The organism is Halanaerobium sp. MA284_MarDTE_T2, from assembly GCF_003337245.1.
GTDB lineage: Bacteria > Bacillota > Halanaerobiia > Halanaerobiales > Halanaerobiaceae > QPJE01.
The window spans coordinates 95,964-112,757 of sequence record NZ_QPJE01000003.1 but is presented as its reverse complement, the minus strand read 5'-3'; the positions used below and the strand labels follow the sequence as shown (position 1 = coordinate 112,757).

The window sequence follows — 16,794 nt, the reverse complement described above, 5'->3', positions numbered from 1 at the left end:
ATATCTTTTATAGACAAATCACAATATTTTTCTTATTTTCTTATAATATAATCAGTTCTTTGGGAGCAGAGTTTAAAACCTGACAACCATCTTCTTTTATCAGCAGATCATCCTCTATTCGTACTCCACCCAGTCCGCTGACATATATCCCTGGCTCATCAGTTACAATCATACCTTCTTTGAGTACATCATTAGAGCTGTAAGAAAGCCTGGGAGCTTCATGAATCTGAAGACCTACACCATGTCCAAGTCCATGCCCAAAATTATCTCCATAACCTGAATTTTTAATAAAATCTCTGGCAATACTATCAGCTTCAACAGCTGTCATGCCTGCTTTAATTTCTTCAATCACTTTTTTTTGAGCTGTAAAAACCAGATCATAAATTTCTTTTAATTTTTCATCAGGTTCACCAAGAGCTACTGTGCGTGTTATATCAGAATGATAACCTCTGTAGACTGTACCAAAATCCATTGTTATCAAATCACCCACTTCCAGCTTTTTATCTGCTGCAACTCCATGTGGCATTGCACCTCTTTTACCTGATGCTACTATAAAATCAAAGGCATTTGCTTCTCCTCCACCTTTTTTCATGCTGAATTCCAGCTCAAGTGATACTTCTTTTTCAGTAATTCCCGGTCTAATGAAATTTAAAATATGAAAAAAAGCTCTATCAGAAATTTCAACTGCCTTTTTAATAAGCTCAACTTCTGATGCTTCCTTTATAGTTCTAAGTTTTTCAACAATATTTTTCTGGGGAATCAGCTTTCCAATAGGAAATTTTTCTCTGTATTCCTGAAATTCGCTGTAAGTAGTGTGCTCTGACTCAAAAGCAAGTTCATCCACATCAGATTTTTTCAGCAGTTTACCAATCCCTTCCACAACTCTGCTGTTAATCACTTCTATTCTGCAGGCTTCTGTCTGCGCTTCCGCCTGCTCTGTATAGCGAGAATCTGTAATAAATATATTATCATTTTTAGTAATCAAAAGTCGTCCAGCTGTACCCGTAAAACCTGTTAAATATCTCACATTTTTTCTGGATGTTATAAAAAAAGCTTCTATTTCTTTTTCTTTCATTTTAGAACGCAGTTTATTTATTCTCTTTTCCATTTAATATTTCTCCTCTCTGAGCAGTTCATTCATTGCTTGTAAAGCTAAAAAATAACCTCTGACACCGAGGCCAGCAATCTGACCAACTGCAGCTGAGGCAGTTATAGATTTATGCCTGTAGTCCTCCCTGCGATAAATATTGCTGATATGTACTTCTATTACAGGAAGCCTCAGGGCAATAAGTGTATCTTTCAGCACTACACTGGTATGTGTTAGTCCGGCTGGATTTATAATAACACCTGCTGAATCATCAATCAAACCCTGCAGATAATCAACTATTTCTCCTTCATGATTGCTCTGAAATATATCTACTTCAAGCTCCAGCTCTTCTGCTTTCTGTTTTATTTGTTTATTCATTTCATTATAATTTGTTGTCCCATAAACTTCCGGTTCTCTAACTCCCAGAAGATTAATATTTGGTCCGTGAACTACTGCCACTTTCTGCATAGATATTCCTCCATATATTTTTTTATTTTTTCCTGACCAATATCAAAGGTAACAAACGGATTCCCAATTCCATTTAAAAGTATCCAGGGTTGTCTGCTGTCCACAATTTTTTTGTCATGTGTAAGATAATCTGCAAGTTCTTCTACTTCTATATCTTTAGAGGGAAATAGTTTGAAATTAAAATAACTTATGAGTTCTATAATATCTTCAAACTCTTTTTGGCTGAGTTCAGCTTCTCTAGTAGAAATATAGGCGGTAAAAGCCAGCCCAACTGCAACTGCTTCTCCATGACTCATCTCAAAATTTTCTGCTGCTTCTACAGCATGACCGAAGGTATGACCTAGATTTAACATTCTCCTCAAACCCTGATCTTTAATATCTTCAGAGACAAAGTGATTTTTAAGCTTTAATGCCTTTTTTGATATTTTCAGCATAAAGTCATCATCAAGATCCAGCAGTTCTTCTCTATTTGCTTTGACAAGCTGATAAAATTCTCCTCCTGCCAGCAGAGCATATTTTATTATCTCTCCTGTACCTGACCTGCGGTCTCTATCCTCAAGTGTTGACAGCCATTTTAACGAATAATAGACCATTTCTGGCTGATAGAATGTACCGATTAAATTTTTGGTATTTCTAAAATTAACAGCTGTTTTTCCTCCAACACTGCTATCAAGCTGAGAGATAATAGTTGTCGGCAGCTGTATTAATTTAAGACCTCTCAGATATGTGGAAGCAATTAAAGCCCCCAGATCACCAATTGTTCCACCACCAAATACTATTACATAATCACTTCTACTGAAATTATTATCATAAAGAATGTTATATGCTTTTTCTAAATTTTTTAGATCTTTTACATGTTCTCCACCTTTTAAAAAGAATTCAGAAACACTGCTGGCTGATCTATTGAACTGTTCCAGTATTTTTTCACCGTGGAGATTAATAACCTTTATATCTGCTGCCAGAAATACTTTCCTATCTTTAATTTTCTTTAAAATAGTATTAAATGAATTAAAGCTGAAATCACTGCTTATCAGCACAGGATAGCTGTTTTTCTTTTCACTGAGATGGATCTCAACTTTTTCTATTTTAAGTTTTTTAATTATAATTTCTGCCACCTCTTCTGCTGAATATTTTTTTGTATTTATATGTACCGGTAATTCCTGATATGATCTTTCTCTTTTTTTCATTAAATCATTTATATCTCCTGGTAAATCTATATTCTTTAAAAGTGGGCGCTTTTCTGATCTATCTGCAGTTCTTTTCAAAACCTCTTCTGCTGTCAGATCAAGACAGAAAATCTCTGTGCTGTTAATCAATTTATCTCTTAAGGTTTTATCCAGTACTGCACCACCGCCTACTGACATCACAAAATCTTCCTCTTTATCAAGCAGGTTCAAAATTATTTCTTTTTCCAATTTGCGAAAATAATCTTCACCTTTCTGGGCAAAAATATTTTCTACTGACATGCCGCTCTGTTTCTCAATTTCCTTATCACTATCATAAAATTTAAATCCTGTTTTAGCAGCAAGTATCCTTCCTGTAGTTGTCTTTCCGGCTGCCATAAATCCGGCTAATACTATTATCAAAATGATACCTCCCTCTATATCTTTAATATATGCAAACTGCCGCATCGAACTACCAGATTACATTAAAATATATTTTAGTCATTTTAGAGCTGCAAAAGGGGTATACAGAAATATTGAAATTTTTAGATTTATTAAAAAGAAAATTCAGGGTTTCCCCTGAATTATGCTTCTATAAAACTGATAAATATCCTCTATTACTGTTTTTGCAGCAGTTCTTTTATTTCTTTTTCTGTTAAATCAATAAATTCTTTCTTGTTATTTTTTGTTTTTTCACTCTCTTTTTTATTTTTATATTTCTTTATTATTGTTTCTGCTTTTGATGCAGAAAAACCGCCTTGTTTATCTTTATTAATTTCCTCTTTTTTATTGGTTTTATTGACATCTACTATTTTTTTTGTTTCTATAATTTTCGGAGTAATAAATATCATAAGCTCTGTGTGCATTTCTGATTTTTCTTCAGAACTAAATAATTTTCCCAATACAGGAATATCAGAAATTACCGGTATATCTATTTTGTTTTTAACAATGTTTTCTTTAATAAGCCCACCAATAGCAAATGTCTGCCCATCTTCAAGTATTACTGTTGTTTCTGCTTTGCGAGAATTAACAGCAGGCAGTCCCTCACTAAGCGTCTGTCCAATGCTGTTGACAGCCGGCTGTATATTGAGCATTATCTGTTTTTTGTTAATTATTCTGGGCAAAAATTCAAGTATTATACCTGCATCTATGTATTCTATTGTGGAGACAGTTTTATCTGATTCTACCCTCTCCAATTTAACAGGTATTTGATCTCCAATCAAAAGTTTGGCTTTTTTTCTATCTACTGTCATCAGAGACGGGTTTGCTAAAAGAGTGGCTGCCCCTTTTTCTTCCAGCATCTTTAAAGTTTCCGGCCAGCTTAATTCTAATTTTTCAATCTTTTCATTTTTATCTTTAATAATATTTAGTTTTGTCAGCTGATCGGGCTGTACTCCCAGCTCCTTTATTTTATTTCTGCTTATTTCTTCTACACGAGCTGTTATAAGAACCTGTTTTAGAGGAATATCTATCTCTTTAATAATCTTCCCGCATCTTTTTACTGCAAAATCGCTGCCTCTCATCAATATTCTTCCGTTTCTCAGTTCATAAAATTCTATCTGTTCAAACTGCTTTTTAAGCAGTTCTGCTGCATTTTCTGCAGTTATATATTTTAAAGTAAATATTTTTTCGACAGCAGTATTTTCTTTTTCTCTTATTTTATCTTCTGTACTAATAAATATCGTATTGTATGCTGTAGAATAATCCAGATCAAAGCTGCCTACAATCATTGTCAGCGCATCTTTAAAACTAACATCTTTAAGCTGCAGAGTAATAGTTCCTTTCACTGACTTATCACATATAAGATTTATATCAGCCAGATCTGCCAGCATCATAAAAGCTGTTTCTAATTCTACATCTCTCAAATTTAAATCTATTTTTTTGTTAAAATTATCAGGAGCAGATTCTGCTGGTATAATAATCAGAACCTGCAGGAATACTGTAATCAATATTATTATAATATATTTCCATATTAAATCAGCCGTCATTTTTGATGCCTCCAGATAAATATTTCATGTTTGTAATCTTGATATTCAATTTCAATACTGCTGTCTTTTATTTTTGTTATCAAAAAATAGTCTATCTTTTCATTGGCTTTTTTAACTTCAGTTCTGTCTTTATAAGATATAACAGCATATCTTTTATCCTTATCTCCAATTATTCCTTTTAAAACAAAAGGAATTTCTATAATCTTTTTTCTGGTATTTTTATTTTCATTTTCAATTTTATTTGTTTCTTCTGTGGATCTGTTCTGTTCTGTATTGTTTTTATCTTCTTTAATTTTTTCTTCTGCATAATTTTTATTATAATTTTCTTTTTTACTTTTTTCTGTATCTGAATCTTTAAAAAATGGATCTTTTTCATTGTGGAATGTATAGATAGCTTTTCTTAAAACTGCTTTTTCTTCTGTTTTATTATTAGTATTTTTAATATTAGCTCTGCTGCTTTTATCTTTTTCTTTTAAATCTTCTGAATCTAAAAAGTTTTTATCTGTATCTAGTTCTGAAGCAGTACTGGTATTCATATTTTCAGTTTTATCTCTGGACTTTCTGCTAATTTTCAAATTATTTTCTGGTGGTTTTTCCTGTATTAAATATTTTTCGCTATTCGAAAAATTACTGTAAAACAGATATGTTACTAAAATGAAAATCAAAATTGTAATTGAAATTATAAGTTTTTTATTTTTCATCAGACATCAGCTCTAAATATTCCAGCTGCAGATATATGTAAAGCGAATTTTTACCTTTTTTTAATTTAACTTTCTTACACTGTAGATTATCTTTTTGTTTTTCTATTTTATGAAGAAATCTAAGTATACTATTAAAATTACCGCGCAAATTTAAAATCAGCAATTTCTTATCAGAATCATAGGATATTAACTCCAGGTTGTTGTCTTCCAGCAGTTTTAGTATTTCATTTAAGTAATCTGCCCTGCTCTGAGCTGGAGTGTTATTTTGATTGTTTTTGCTATTATGTGATTTGCTGTTTTTAATTTTTTCTTTATATTTTGTTAAAATTATTTTTTCTTTTGTTAATTTTTTCTCAAAATGTATTTTTTTAGCATAGCTTTCTTTAAAATTAAATATCATTATAATAAGAAATGCAAAAAGAGCTGCTATCAGAATATAAATCAGATATGTTTTTGTTTTCGTATTATTTCCTTTCATTCAATGCAGCCTCCAGTGTAAACTGATAGCTGGTATATTTGTTAATTTTCTTGAGTTTTACACTTTTTATCATAGTGTTTGATTTTAACTGTTTTGTGTAGTTTAATATTTCCATTCTATTAACTGTTTTTCCCTGTATTTCAATTAATTTTGAGTCAACCAGCAGATAATCAAAACTCATCTTTTCCGGTATATTTATTATACTTTCGATAATATCACTTTTATCTAAGGCTTCTCCTTTTTTTATAGATGTTTTCTTGTTATTTTTTAACATATAGCTGTATTTATTTTTTAATGTGGAAACATGAGAAATTTGATTTTTTAAATTATCAACTCTATTTGCTATTATGTAATTAAAGATAAATACTGCGGCTGTTAAAATAACGAGCAATAGCACAACTACTTTTGTTATTATATCATGATAAGATATTTCTCTGCTCTTTAAAAGAACTACCATTCATTTACCCCCCAGAGCAGTGATGCCAAAAATATAAACTCATCTTTATCAATATTTTTGAATTTCCCTAAATTAAAAAGCTCAGGGCCTCCTTCAATTACTGCCATATCAGTATTTTTTTTGTTCAAATAATATTTTCTAATTTTTTTGATTTCGCGTTCTATATTTTCTTCTTTAATCTGTGAATGAAGCAAATCAAGGGTATTTTTATAATCTGCAGTAATTGTATAACTGCATCCGATTTTATAATAAAATATGTAATTATTCTGCTTTATAAATTTTTTGTTTAGTGAATATAGAGCTGTCGGAAGTGCTGTTACCAAATAATTATTTGGATATTTATCTAGATTTTTTGTCAGACTATCTATATATTCTTTTTCCACTGCCAGCAGTTTCAAATTTAAATTGTTTTTATTTTCTGGATCAGCAAAATGAATTGAATCATAATAATAATCATTTATTAAATCGATATTGTTCTTATTATACTTTTCATAAAATGATTTTTCAGCTACTTTTATGTCTTCATTTTCTTTCTTTTTAATAATATGAGATGAAAGATAAATCTTTTCCGCAGGTATTAAAATTACATGCCGGCAGTTTAAGTTCAATATCTTTAACTTTTCTAAAGAATTAATATTTTTTATTCCTTCTATTGAAGTTATTTTTTTATCATCATACTTTGCAGTCAAATACTTAATATCATCATTCATAGGAATTATAATCGATATATTTTTTTTAAACATTTCTATCACCTCTAGTTATTTTTTTATCGATTATTTTAAGGTTCTTTTTATTAATTACCATAGTAAGCTGACAGCAGTTTTTAGTATTGTTTCTGCATTTAAATATATATACTTCTTCTCCATTTAAATTATCACTATCAAAACTGCAGTCCAGACTAATATTTTTATCAACTGTTAAACTGAAATTTTTTTGAATTTCTAAATCATTTTCAAGTAGATATAATATGTATTCACCTCCTCCTTCAGCTGCCTGTATTTCGCGGGCAGATATATCTTTATTTTTACTCAGCTGATAATTTATATAATTATTCTGTGCCAGAACTGGAATAAATATTCCCAGAAGAGAAATGATTAGCATATTAAAAATCAATATATATCCATACTGCCTGTGCAAATTAATCACCCTGCTCTTATTTAAAGTATTATTAAAAAACAGAAGCTATTTTTTTATATGTATATTTTCTATTTTTATCTCTGTATTCAATTTCTATTAATACCAGCTCTTTATTACTTAATTTTTTAAATTTTACTTCTTCAATATTATCAATTATTGATGTTACACGAGAATAATCCCTGTTTTCTATACTGGCTGAACCCTGGCTCTGGCCCAATTTTTTTATACCTTCGCTCTGATATATATAAAATTTAAGCCACCTTTTTTCTCCATCAATATATGTATATACTTCCAGTGTGTTTTTATCCGGTATATCTACTATTTCTGCCATTTTTATTTTTGTAAATATGTAGTCTACTGCTAAATGACCGTCCATCTGATGGCCCAGCCTTTTATTTAGGAGATTATGATCTCTGTAGATCAGTGAAATAATCTGCAGAAATGAAATCGTTAAAACAGCAGTAATAGTTAATGCCAACAGTATTTCTAGAAGAGTAAAACCTTTATTATTACCAAATTTTAATCCATTATTATTTTCCATATATCAGCCCCCTTCGTTTCTGAGCAGAGTTATAAGGTGATACTTTTTTTCTTTGTTTTTACACCTGTAATTTACAGTAATCTTAAGTTTATAAAGTCCGCTGTAAATTCTGCCATCTGCTCTATAAGGAGTCACTTTTAATGAAGCGGCATCAATATCTTTTTCCAGTCCTGCTTCTTCCAAAATTTTTATATTTCTTACAGCAGATAATTTGTTATCACCGGTGTATTTTTGTAAATCAATTTTTTCTTTTCTTAAAGTTTCAATCACTGACTCAGCAAAATTAACCGCACTGTTTTTGTTTTCTAAAAATGTCTGTACATTAAGTCCTGTTTTTATAGTTCTACTGAAAACAGTCATTACAATTCCAGCAAGTGAAATTGAAATTATTACCTCCAGCAGACTAAATCCTCTACTATTTTTCACTTCTAACCCTCCCCAGCTGATTTACTGTCAGCGAATATATTTCTCCTCCGGGATAAGAAAGCCCTATAGTACCTCCTCTGGCCATACCTGAACCCATAAATCTTATCCATTCATAATATTCATCTTCTATCAGCTGCAAATTTATAGTTTTATATAAGAGGAGCTCAGCTGAATAATATCCTCTTCTCTTTATGATTTTCTGATCATTTTCTTCAGTATAAAAATAATATGGTATTTTATCTCCATTAGAAATGGTGTATATTCTAAAAACATATTTTTTATTTTTTAAAATAGCTTCAGCTCTGGCCCATCTTAAATCTGCTTTTAGCACAGATATTGTTCTTTTTAGCTCATAATTTTCTCTGCTTTCTTTTAGATTCGGAATAAAAATGCTGACAGTTCCGATAATTATAATTACCAGCATAACTTCTAAAAGTGTAAAACCGCTGTTTTTATTTAGTTTATTTTTTATCATTATTTTATTTACTTAAATTGCTGGTGCAGTTTCTGCTGGCCCTGCTACACTAGCTTCTTCTGTAGAAGTATAGTAAAATTTGCTGTCTTCTGTTTCATAATAAACCAGATATTTATCGGCTCCAGATGATTCTGAAGCACTGTCTGTCTGATACTGATAATTTTCTGCACTTTTCTTTAATTTCAAATCATCCAGATCTTCAGCAACAGCCGAGAGGGAAGATGCAGTAGATTGGACAGGGTAAGATTCATTATCAAGATAATATAATTCCAGACTATGCATAATATTGTGCAGATCGCTTTTTACCACAGCTAGATCTGCCCTTTTTTTAACACCTGTTAATCCAGGCACAGCAATACTGACAAGAATACCCAGCACAACAATTACAATTAATAGTTCAATCAGAGTAAAACCATTTTCTTTTTTTATCAATTTTATTCCATCCTTTCTTTTACATGAGTTTCTCCAAAATTAATTTTAGAACTATAAAAGAAATTTCGTTAAGATTCATATACTGAAAAATTCAATATTACTTCAACTTTTTTACAGCGTAGTTTGAAAAGCAGTAAACTTTAAATTTTTTACTATTGACTGCTAAATAAAATGATTAAAAAACATAGGAATTAAATAATCAAATAAAGCTGAAACATTGGCATAATTACTGCAGCTGATATAAGCCCAACACAGACTGCAGTAATAAATATAAGTGATGGTTCTAGATATTGTAATAAACCTTCAGTTTTTTTGCTTAAGAGTTCATAATAATAATCACCTGCCTTTTCCATCATATATTCTAAATTTCCGGTTTCTGCCCCCACTGCACTGAAATAATAAAATATATCGGGTATTAAACTGCTTTTTGCAAATATTTTAACAGGAGAAACTCCCTGTGAAATTTCTGCACTGCTTTTATGCAGAAACTCTCTATAAGCCTTGTTGTCTGTCATATCTGCAGCCATTTTTAATGTCTCAACCAGGCCAATACCACTGCCTAAAATAACTGCCATATAGGATGATAAACGAGCTATTATAGAAATTTTATAAATTTCTCCGATAATCGGTATTTTTAACAGATAAATTTTAAGTATATCTTCTGTTTTTTTGTCTGCAGTTAGCAAAATTAGCAGAATAATAATCAGGAATATAAGCAGCAGAATAATTAAAATATTGCCTTCCAGTAAGTCTGCAGTTTTAAGCATTATCTCTGTCAGCAGGGGAAGTTCTCCTTCAAACTCGGAAAATATATCAGAAAAAACCGGTAAAATATATGTCATCAAAAAAACCGCTGCTGTAAAAACAGTTATTAATACAGTTACAGGATAAAAACTGCTCTTTTTAATTTCTGATTTTAGTTTTTCCTGTCTTATATAGTAATTTTCTAAATTATGAAATACTTCTGCCAAACTGGCTGTTTTTTCACCAATTTTAACTATTTTTAGGTAAAAATTTGGAAAATTAAAGCTGGAACTCTGCAGAGAGATATTCAGTGACGACCCTGCCTCAACATTTTTGAGTATTTCATTGATTATCTTTTTTTCTTTATTGTTTTTAAACTGCTTTTTTAAAGCAAGTAAAGCTCTCCTGAGGTCAAGACCTGAATCAAGCAGAATATACATCTGTCCAGAAAAAAGCTTTAAATTAAATTTTTGTTTGAACAAATTTTTCAGATTCATTATTAACATCCTTTGGCTGCAATTACACGCATTAATTCCTGTCGAGAAGTTTTTCCATCTGCTAAAATATCCACACTGCTTTCTAATAATGTCTCCATACCATTAAGTTCTGCAGCTTGCTGAATAGCTGCTTCTGAAGCATTATTATTTATCAGTTTTCTTATCTTTTTATCAACTATTAATATTTCTGCTGCTGCAGTTCTACCTGTATAACCACTGCCTCCACATTCTGAACATCCTTTTTTTCTGTATATAATCTTTTTTTTTAAATGTGGAAATTTTTCACTCAACTTATCATCAACTTTATCTTTTATTTTACAGGCAGAACACAAAGTTCTTAACAGCCTCTGAGAAATAACTGCTGAAAGAGCTGTAGAAATTAAATAAGCAGGAATGCCAATATCAAGCAGCCTTTTTACTGCAGCAGCAGAATTAATTGTATGTATAGTACTGAAAACAAGATGCCCTGTTACAGCAGCCCGAACAGCTATTTCTGCACTTTCCTGATCTCTTATCTCCCCAATCATAATTATATCCGGATCCTGCCTCAAAAGAGATCTTAAAGCTATGTGGAATGTCATACCTCTTTTTTTATTTACCTCTATTTGATTTAAATTCTTCAACCTGTATTCAACAGGATCTTCAACTGTCATTATATTAATCCCTTCAGCTGTCAGTGCTCTAAGCATGGTAAATAATGTGGTGGTTTTTCCACTACCGGTTGGACCTGCAAAAAGAACAATACCTGATCCTATCTGTAATATTTTTTTCAGCTGCTTAATCTTTTTATTATTAAATCCAAGTTTTGAAAAAGACAGAAGTGAAAGGTCTTTGGATAAAAGACGCAAAACAGCTTTTTCTCCATATATAGTGGGGATTACTGAAATTCTTAAATCATAATTCATATTGTCAATAGGAATCTCTAATCGACCGTCCTGAGGGAGATGTCTTACAGTTATATCCATTCCAGAGATCACTTTTATGCGCGAAATCACTGCAGCAGCAATTTCTAATGGCAGCTCATAGTATTTTTTTAACATTCCATCTATTCTATATCGTATTTGAAATATATTTTCCTGTGGTTCAAGGTGAATGTCACTTGCCTTTAATGCAGCAGCTTCTTTTAAAATTCGATCCACAAGTTTTACAACAGGTGTATCTTTTATCATTTCTTTTAACTGTTCTATATCTGGATCACGGATATTTTTCATGCTGCCAAATTGATTTATAAGTTCAGATTGATCTATACTGAAATAATTTCCATATATTTTTTCTTTCATTTTTTTATAATTTTCTTCTGAAACTAAAACCTCTTCGATCCAAAAGTCGGTCAAATACTTCAGATTTTCTCTGATCTTTAAATCCAGTGGGATTGTCACAGCTAAATAAAGGGTGTCGTCTTTTTTATTTAATGGTAGTACTCCATATTTTTCTGACATTTCTAAAGATATATGTTCTGAACAGCTTTCTTCAAGGTTGAATTTTTCACTATTGTAAAGATATATATCAAAATAATTTGCTGTCAGAATCAGCAGCTCTTTTTCTTCTAAAAATTTATTCTTTTTAATAAAATTAATAATATCTGCAGGATCATTATAATGATTATCTTTTATTTTTAGATAATTTTTCTTTTTCATATCTGTGCTCTGATATAAAAATTCCAAAAAATTCTTCATATAATATTACCTCCCAAGTAAATTTATGGAACTATTATTTATATTATTCTTCCTGTATATGGAAAATCCTGCAAATAAATCAATATTTTTTTACAATATAATTGGTAATATCTTCAATTTTATTGATATAACAGTAAAAACAGGCATAAAAAAACTCCTCAAAAAATTTGAGGAGTCGGTTAAATTATTAATTTTTTAAGTTTTATTCCACTACTTAGAACTTATATGCCAGAGCTAAAGTGAATTTACTGTATTCAATATCAATATCAAAATCTTCTGTTGTTGGATTTCCATTATTATATACTGTATATTCACCTTCAACATTACCATTATTAACTGAATACATTAATTCCAGAGCTGTATTTGCACTTATATTTACTCCTGCCCCCAAACCATAATATAAGCCTCCTTCTTCATCAATTCCATTATTAGCATATCCAGTATCTTCTAAAGCATTTAAGAGGTCTATATTAAAAAAATTATAGCCTAAATGACCAAATAAATAAGGTTTATATTTATTTTCAGCTGCAAAATTATATTTAGCTGTTCCATAGACAGGTATAAAATTCCAGTCAGACATTCCCATCATAATAATTATATCATCACGTAAGCCTTCTAATACATCTTCATCGAAATTTTCATGCTCTTTTAATTCAGTAACTTCAGTTATATTTCTGTCCAGATGATAAGAAACTCCAAAACCAAATTCCCATCTTTCATTATATGGTCTGAAATACTCAAATCCTAAACTTATCTGATCTTCTACATCTGTCTCACCAGTAATTGACCCACTATCTGGATCGCTAAAATCACCATCCAATTCTGCTTCACCGGGAAAATCAAACTGCAGTTTAAAAACCGGATATCCCTCTGCTGCTGACAGGCCATTAACTAAAAACATTACAAAAATTAAAACACCTATAATATACACTTTTTTCATGCTAACTTCTCCTTTCCTCTTGCAGGATAATTTTTAATTCCCCAGAAATATATATTAGTATAGCATTTTTCGAATAATATTAATATTACCCAGAAGTATAATATTTGGCAGAGAGGGGGATTTCTTTGTATTCCTTAAATAAAAAAGACTGGGAAAAAATCTATATGTTTATTTTAAAAACCGGTCAGATTATAAATTATGAAAAATATCCCTATTTGTTTTTAAAAGAAATAGAAAAGATCATTCCATATTATGCGGCCAATTTCTTTCTTTTTGATGAAAAAGAAAATCCTGTCTGTGATCCAATCTGTATTAATATAAAAAAAGATACTGTAAATATGTATGAAAAATATTATTACAAACTTGATACAATAAGAGCAAAAGCATTTAATCAGCCAGACCCAATTCGCAGTACTGATCTGCTCAACTACAATCAATGGGTAAATACTGAATATTTTACTGATTTTATCTCACCAAATAATTTTTATTTTTCCTGTGGTATTGATATTATTTACAGAAATCAGCTTTTAGGTGCAGTAAGCCTTTTTAGAGAAAAAACAGATAAAAACTTTTCTTTAAAAGATCTTCTTGTCCTGGAATTTATAAGTAATCAGGCTGCCAATCAGCTTTTTAAACTGTCTGCAATAAATAAGCTTAATAAAACTGCACAAAGAAAAAAAGAGCAGTTAATTGCTCTCAGTGAAAAAAGATATAATTTAACTGCCCGGGAATCAGAGGTTCTTAATCTACTTATCTCAGGAAAAAACAACCGCGAAATCGCCGCTGAACTTTATATTTCCATTAATACTGTTAAAAAACATTTAAGTCATATTTATATGAAAACTAATGTTGACAACAGGACTGAACTTACTTCTGCTGTTTTTAAATGTGAAAAATATATTTTTTGATTTTTACTGCTAACTTTTCCGCCGTTATTCCAAATTCTGCTGCTATTTCTTTGCCAGCAGCACTAAAACCAAATTCTTCAATACCAAAAACTAAAGCACTTCCTCTCAGAATTCTGTACCAGCCAGTTGGATTACCAGCTTCTACCGCCACACTTAATTTAACATTTTGGAGCAGCAGCTCCAAATAATTTTGATTTTGATATAATTTTTCTTTTTCAGGTACAGAAATTATTCGGACTCTGTAATCTCTTTTTAGCAGTTCTTTAACCTCCAGAGCGGTTTCAATTTCACTACCGGAAGCCATAACAGCAATATCAGGTTCATCTTCATCCGAAACCACAAAAGCACCTTGATCAAATTCTGCTGCAGTTAATTCTTTTTTATAACCCTTTACACTCTGTCTAGCCATTACTAAAATTACTGGCCTATTCTTTTCCTCAACTGCAGCCTTCCAGGCAAACTTTACTTCAGCTGCTGTGGCCGGTCTAATAACTCTTATTCCAGGAATCATTCTTAAAGATTCAAGCTGCTCTACCGGCTGATGAGTAGAACCATCTTCACCAACATAGATAGAATCATGTGTAAACACGTAAATTACCGGTAACCCCATCAGAGCTGCCATCCTGATTGAAGGCCGCATATAATCAGAAAAGGTTAAATAAGTTGCAGTCACAGGTCTTAAACCGCCATGCAGCATTATTCCACCTGCTGCCGCTGCCATTGCATGTTCTCTAATTCCAAATTTAATGTTCCTGCCGGCAAAATAACCTCTTTTAATATCCGGATACTGATCCAGATTGATTCTTGTCGAAGCAGAGAGATCAGCTGTTCCTCCAACTAAATAAGGAAGCTTTTCGGCCAGCAGTTGATAATATTCACCTGCATAATTTCTAATCGGCTTCCCCTCTTTTTCCTGAATATCTAAAACATCTAAATCGAAATCTGCCTCAAGCTCAATTCCCGACATTAATTCCTGATATTCTTTCTCAAATTCTGCCTCATAGTTACTTTCAAGTTCCTTCCACTCAGCAAATTCTTTTTTCAGTTCAGCCAGGTAATCACTAAAATATTCATAGACCTTTTCTGGAACCTCAAAATCTCCTGTCGGCAGTCCGGCTTTCTTCTTCATTTCAATTATCTCTTCTTTCCCGAGTGGTGAGGCATGGGCGGAACTGTCACCTTCTTTGCCAGCAATTCCTTTTGCTATAACAGTATCTGCAACTATTAAAGTCGGTCTCTTCTGTTCTACTTTTGCTTTTTTAAATGCAGCTTCTAAATCAGAAAAGCTGCTCCCATCAACATCAGAAATAACCTGCCAGTTAGCAGACTCAAACCTTTTTTTAATATCATCTATAAAAGTTATTTCAGTTGGTCCATCAATTGAAACCCCATTATTATCATAAATAACAATTAATTTATCAAGCTCCAGACTACCTGCCAGCGAGGCTGCCTCATAGCTTATTCCTTCCATTAAATCTCCATCACCAGCTACCACATAGGTATAATGATCAATTAACTTATAATTCTCTTTATTGTATTTTTCAGCTAAAATTTCTTCAGCAAATGCAATTCCAACAGCATGAGCAAGCCCCTGACCTAAAGGTCCAGTAGTCATTTCAACTCCAGGAGTTAGTCCATATTCCGGATGTCCTGGAGTTTTAGAATGAAATTTCCTATACTTTTTTAGGTCTTCAAGACTCAAGTCATAACCGCTGAGATGAAGCAGTGAATAAAGCCAAATTGAACCGTGTCCGGCAGATAAAATCAGACGATCTCTATTAAACCAATCAGGGGCTTCAGGATTATATTTCATTTCCTCTGCAAAAAGATAGGCACCAATTTCTGCACATCCCAGAGGCATTCCAGCATGTCCAGAACCGGCATATTCAACTGCATCTGCAGAAAGAGCTCTAACTGTATCAGCAATTTTTTGCAGCATTTATTTCCCTCCTCTATTCTTCTGCATTACGTCAAATCTAATAGCTTTTTTAAAAATATTAATAGTTATCATAATTGTCAGGTTAGGAATCTGTATAAAATGCAGGAATCCCTCCCCCTGAGCTCGTAAATAGTAATTAAGAGAACCACAACTTACTACACCCAGAAAGGAAGGGATCCTAAGTTATGTTTTCTCGAAATTTACCTAATTTCCTGCTTAAACCTCTTATGAATTTTGTTCTTTTGGTCTATCTCTTTTTCTCCAGACTCTTTCACGTGGATTTTGAACCTAAAGAAAAACTTGATGACAATTATACTAAATTTAACAGTTTTGATGATCCACTGCCTGATATCGAGTATAATAATCCTGATTATCAGGAAATTCTAGCTGAAGCTAAAGAAAATGGTGAACCTATTAAAGCTGTTAATCGCCGCAAACCTCTAACTGTAGATGTTGAAAAGTGCTCTAAATGTGGAGCTCCCAAAGAATATCTCTACAGCTTTGGCCATGATAAAGATGGTTACCAGAAGTTCCAGTGCAAAGTCTGTGATCATCAATGGGCTCCTGAAAAGCCTGAGCAACCTAAAAATCATCCTACCTATCGCTGCCCTTTTTGCGGCTATGCTCTCTCTAAAGAGAAAGAACGCAAGAATTTTACCAAGTATAAGTGCCGCAATGATGACTGACCCTCCCCCAATTTGTAAGACACTGAGTTAAGATATATAATAAACTCAGGA

19 protein-coding genes are annotated in these 16,794 nt (G+C 31.8%); 2 read left to right on the top strand and 17 right to left on the bottom strand.

Annotated features, from left to right (window positions below; all coding sequences use genetic code 11):
* Positions 1 to 40: 40 nt before the first annotated feature.
* The 16 genes from DFR78_RS02585 to DFR78_RS02510 form a co-directional block, all read right to left on the bottom strand.
* Positions 41 to 1,108, bottom strand: a complete 1,068-nt coding sequence (locus DFR78_RS02585) for a Xaa-Pro peptidase family protein (RefSeq protein ID WP_114457278.1) — start codon at positions 1,106 to 1,108, stop codon at positions 41 to 43.
* Complete coding sequence (gene aroQ / locus DFR78_RS02580; protein ID WP_114457277.1) at positions 1,109 to 1,555, bottom strand: type II 3-dehydroquinate dehydratase; 447 nt, start codon at positions 1,553 to 1,555, stop codon at positions 1,109 to 1,111.
* On the bottom strand, positions 1,537 to 3,141 hold the full coding sequence (aroB, locus tag DFR78_RS02575; RefSeq protein ID WP_114457276.1) for a 3-dehydroquinate synthase: 1,605 nt from the start codon (positions 3,139 to 3,141) through the stop codon (positions 1,537 to 1,539). The genes aroQ and aroB overlap by 19 nt, the downstream gene beginning before the upstream one ends.
* Positions 3,142 to 3,335: 194 nt before the next feature.
* Entirely contained in the window at positions 3,336 to 4,706 is a 1,371-nt protein-coding gene (locus DFR78_RS02570) for a type II secretion system protein GspD (protein ID WP_114457275.1), read from the bottom strand.
* A complete protein-coding gene (locus tag DFR78_RS02565) occupies positions 4,703 to 5,407 on the bottom strand; it encodes a hypothetical protein (RefSeq protein ID WP_114457274.1) in 705 nt (234 codons plus the stop codon). Before DFR78_RS02565 ends, DFR78_RS02570 begins: the two co-directional genes overlap by 4 nt.
* Positions 5,397 to 5,885, bottom strand: a complete 489-nt coding sequence (locus DFR78_RS02560; protein WP_114457273.1) for a hypothetical protein — start codon at positions 5,883 to 5,885, stop codon at positions 5,397 to 5,399. The genes DFR78_RS02565 and DFR78_RS02560 overlap by 11 nt, the downstream gene beginning before the upstream one ends.
* On the bottom strand, positions 5,872 to 6,342 hold the full coding sequence (locus DFR78_RS02555) for a hypothetical protein (protein ID WP_114457272.1): 471 nt from the start codon (positions 6,340 to 6,342) through the stop codon (positions 5,872 to 5,874). Before DFR78_RS02555 ends, DFR78_RS02560 begins: the two co-directional genes overlap by 14 nt.
* Positions 6,336 to 7,085, bottom strand: coding sequence for a hypothetical protein (locus DFR78_RS02550; RefSeq protein ID WP_114457271.1), 750 nt, complete (start codon positions 7,083 to 7,085; stop codon positions 6,336 to 6,338). Before DFR78_RS02550 ends, DFR78_RS02555 begins: the two co-directional genes overlap by 7 nt.
* Positions 7,078 to 7,479, bottom strand: coding sequence for a hypothetical protein (locus tag DFR78_RS02545; RefSeq protein ID WP_114457270.1), 402 nt, complete (start codon positions 7,477 to 7,479; stop codon positions 7,078 to 7,080). Before DFR78_RS02545 ends, DFR78_RS02550 begins: the two co-directional genes overlap by 8 nt.
* A gap of 31 nt (positions 7,480 to 7,510) precedes the next feature.
* A complete protein-coding gene (locus DFR78_RS02540; protein ID WP_114457269.1) occupies positions 7,511 to 8,020 on the bottom strand; it encodes a type II secretion system protein J in 510 nt (169 codons plus the stop codon).
* Between the two features lie 3 nt (positions 8,021 to 8,023).
* Positions 8,024 to 8,446 (bottom strand): prepilin-type N-terminal cleavage/methylation domain-containing protein, encoded by a 423-nt coding sequence (locus DFR78_RS02535; RefSeq protein WP_114457268.1) that lies wholly within the window; start codon positions 8,444 to 8,446, stop codon positions 8,024 to 8,026.
* Positions 8,436 to 8,921 (bottom strand): prepilin-type N-terminal cleavage/methylation domain-containing protein, encoded by a 486-nt coding sequence (locus DFR78_RS02530; RefSeq protein WP_114457267.1) that lies wholly within the window; start codon positions 8,919 to 8,921, stop codon positions 8,436 to 8,438. Before DFR78_RS02530 ends, DFR78_RS02535 begins: the two co-directional genes overlap by 11 nt.
* Before the next feature lie 12 nt (positions 8,922 to 8,933).
* Positions 8,934 to 9,353 (bottom strand): type IV pilin protein, encoded by a 420-nt coding sequence (locus tag DFR78_RS02525; protein ID WP_114457266.1) that lies wholly within the window; start codon positions 9,351 to 9,353, stop codon positions 8,934 to 8,936.
* A 191-nt stretch (positions 9,354 to 9,544) separates the two neighbouring features.
* Positions 9,545 to 10,594, bottom strand: coding sequence for a type II secretion system F family protein (locus DFR78_RS02520; RefSeq protein ID WP_158531696.1), 1,050 nt, complete (start codon positions 10,592 to 10,594; stop codon positions 9,545 to 9,547).
* Positions 10,595 to 10,596: 2 nt separating this feature from the next.
* The gene (locus DFR78_RS02515) at positions 10,597 to 12,270 is read right to left on the bottom strand and encodes a GspE/PulE family protein (RefSeq protein WP_114457264.1); all 1,674 of its coding nucleotides are present in this window, start codon (positions 12,268 to 12,270) and stop codon (positions 10,597 to 10,599) included.
* 214 nt (positions 12,271 to 12,484) lie between these two features.
* Entirely contained in the window at positions 12,485 to 13,210 is a 726-nt protein-coding gene (locus DFR78_RS02510) for an outer membrane beta-barrel protein (RefSeq protein WP_114457263.1), read from the bottom strand.
* 125 nt (positions 13,211 to 13,335) lie between these two features.
* Here DFR78_RS02510 and DFR78_RS02505 point away from each other — a divergent pair, with 125 nt between their 5' ends.
* Positions 13,336 to 14,118: a response regulator transcription factor gene (locus DFR78_RS02505; RefSeq protein WP_114457262.1), complete on the top strand. Its 783-nt coding sequence runs from the start codon at positions 13,336 to 13,338 to the stop codon at positions 14,116 to 14,118.
* On the opposite strand, the gene tkt is transcribed toward DFR78_RS02505, so the two are convergent.
* Entirely contained in the window at positions 14,093 to 16,057 is a 1,965-nt protein-coding gene (tkt, locus tag DFR78_RS02500; RefSeq protein WP_114457261.1) for a transketolase, read from the bottom strand. The two genes, DFR78_RS02505 and tkt, sit on opposite strands and share 26 nt — an antisense overlap.
* Positions 16,058 to 16,242: 185 nt before the next feature.
* On the opposite strand from tkt, the gene DFR78_RS02495 reads away from it, so the two are divergent.
* A complete protein-coding gene (locus tag DFR78_RS02495; RefSeq protein WP_199505531.1) occupies positions 16,243 to 16,743 on the top strand; it encodes a hypothetical protein in 501 nt (166 codons plus the stop codon).
* Positions 16,744 to 16,794 lie beyond the last annotated feature (51 nt).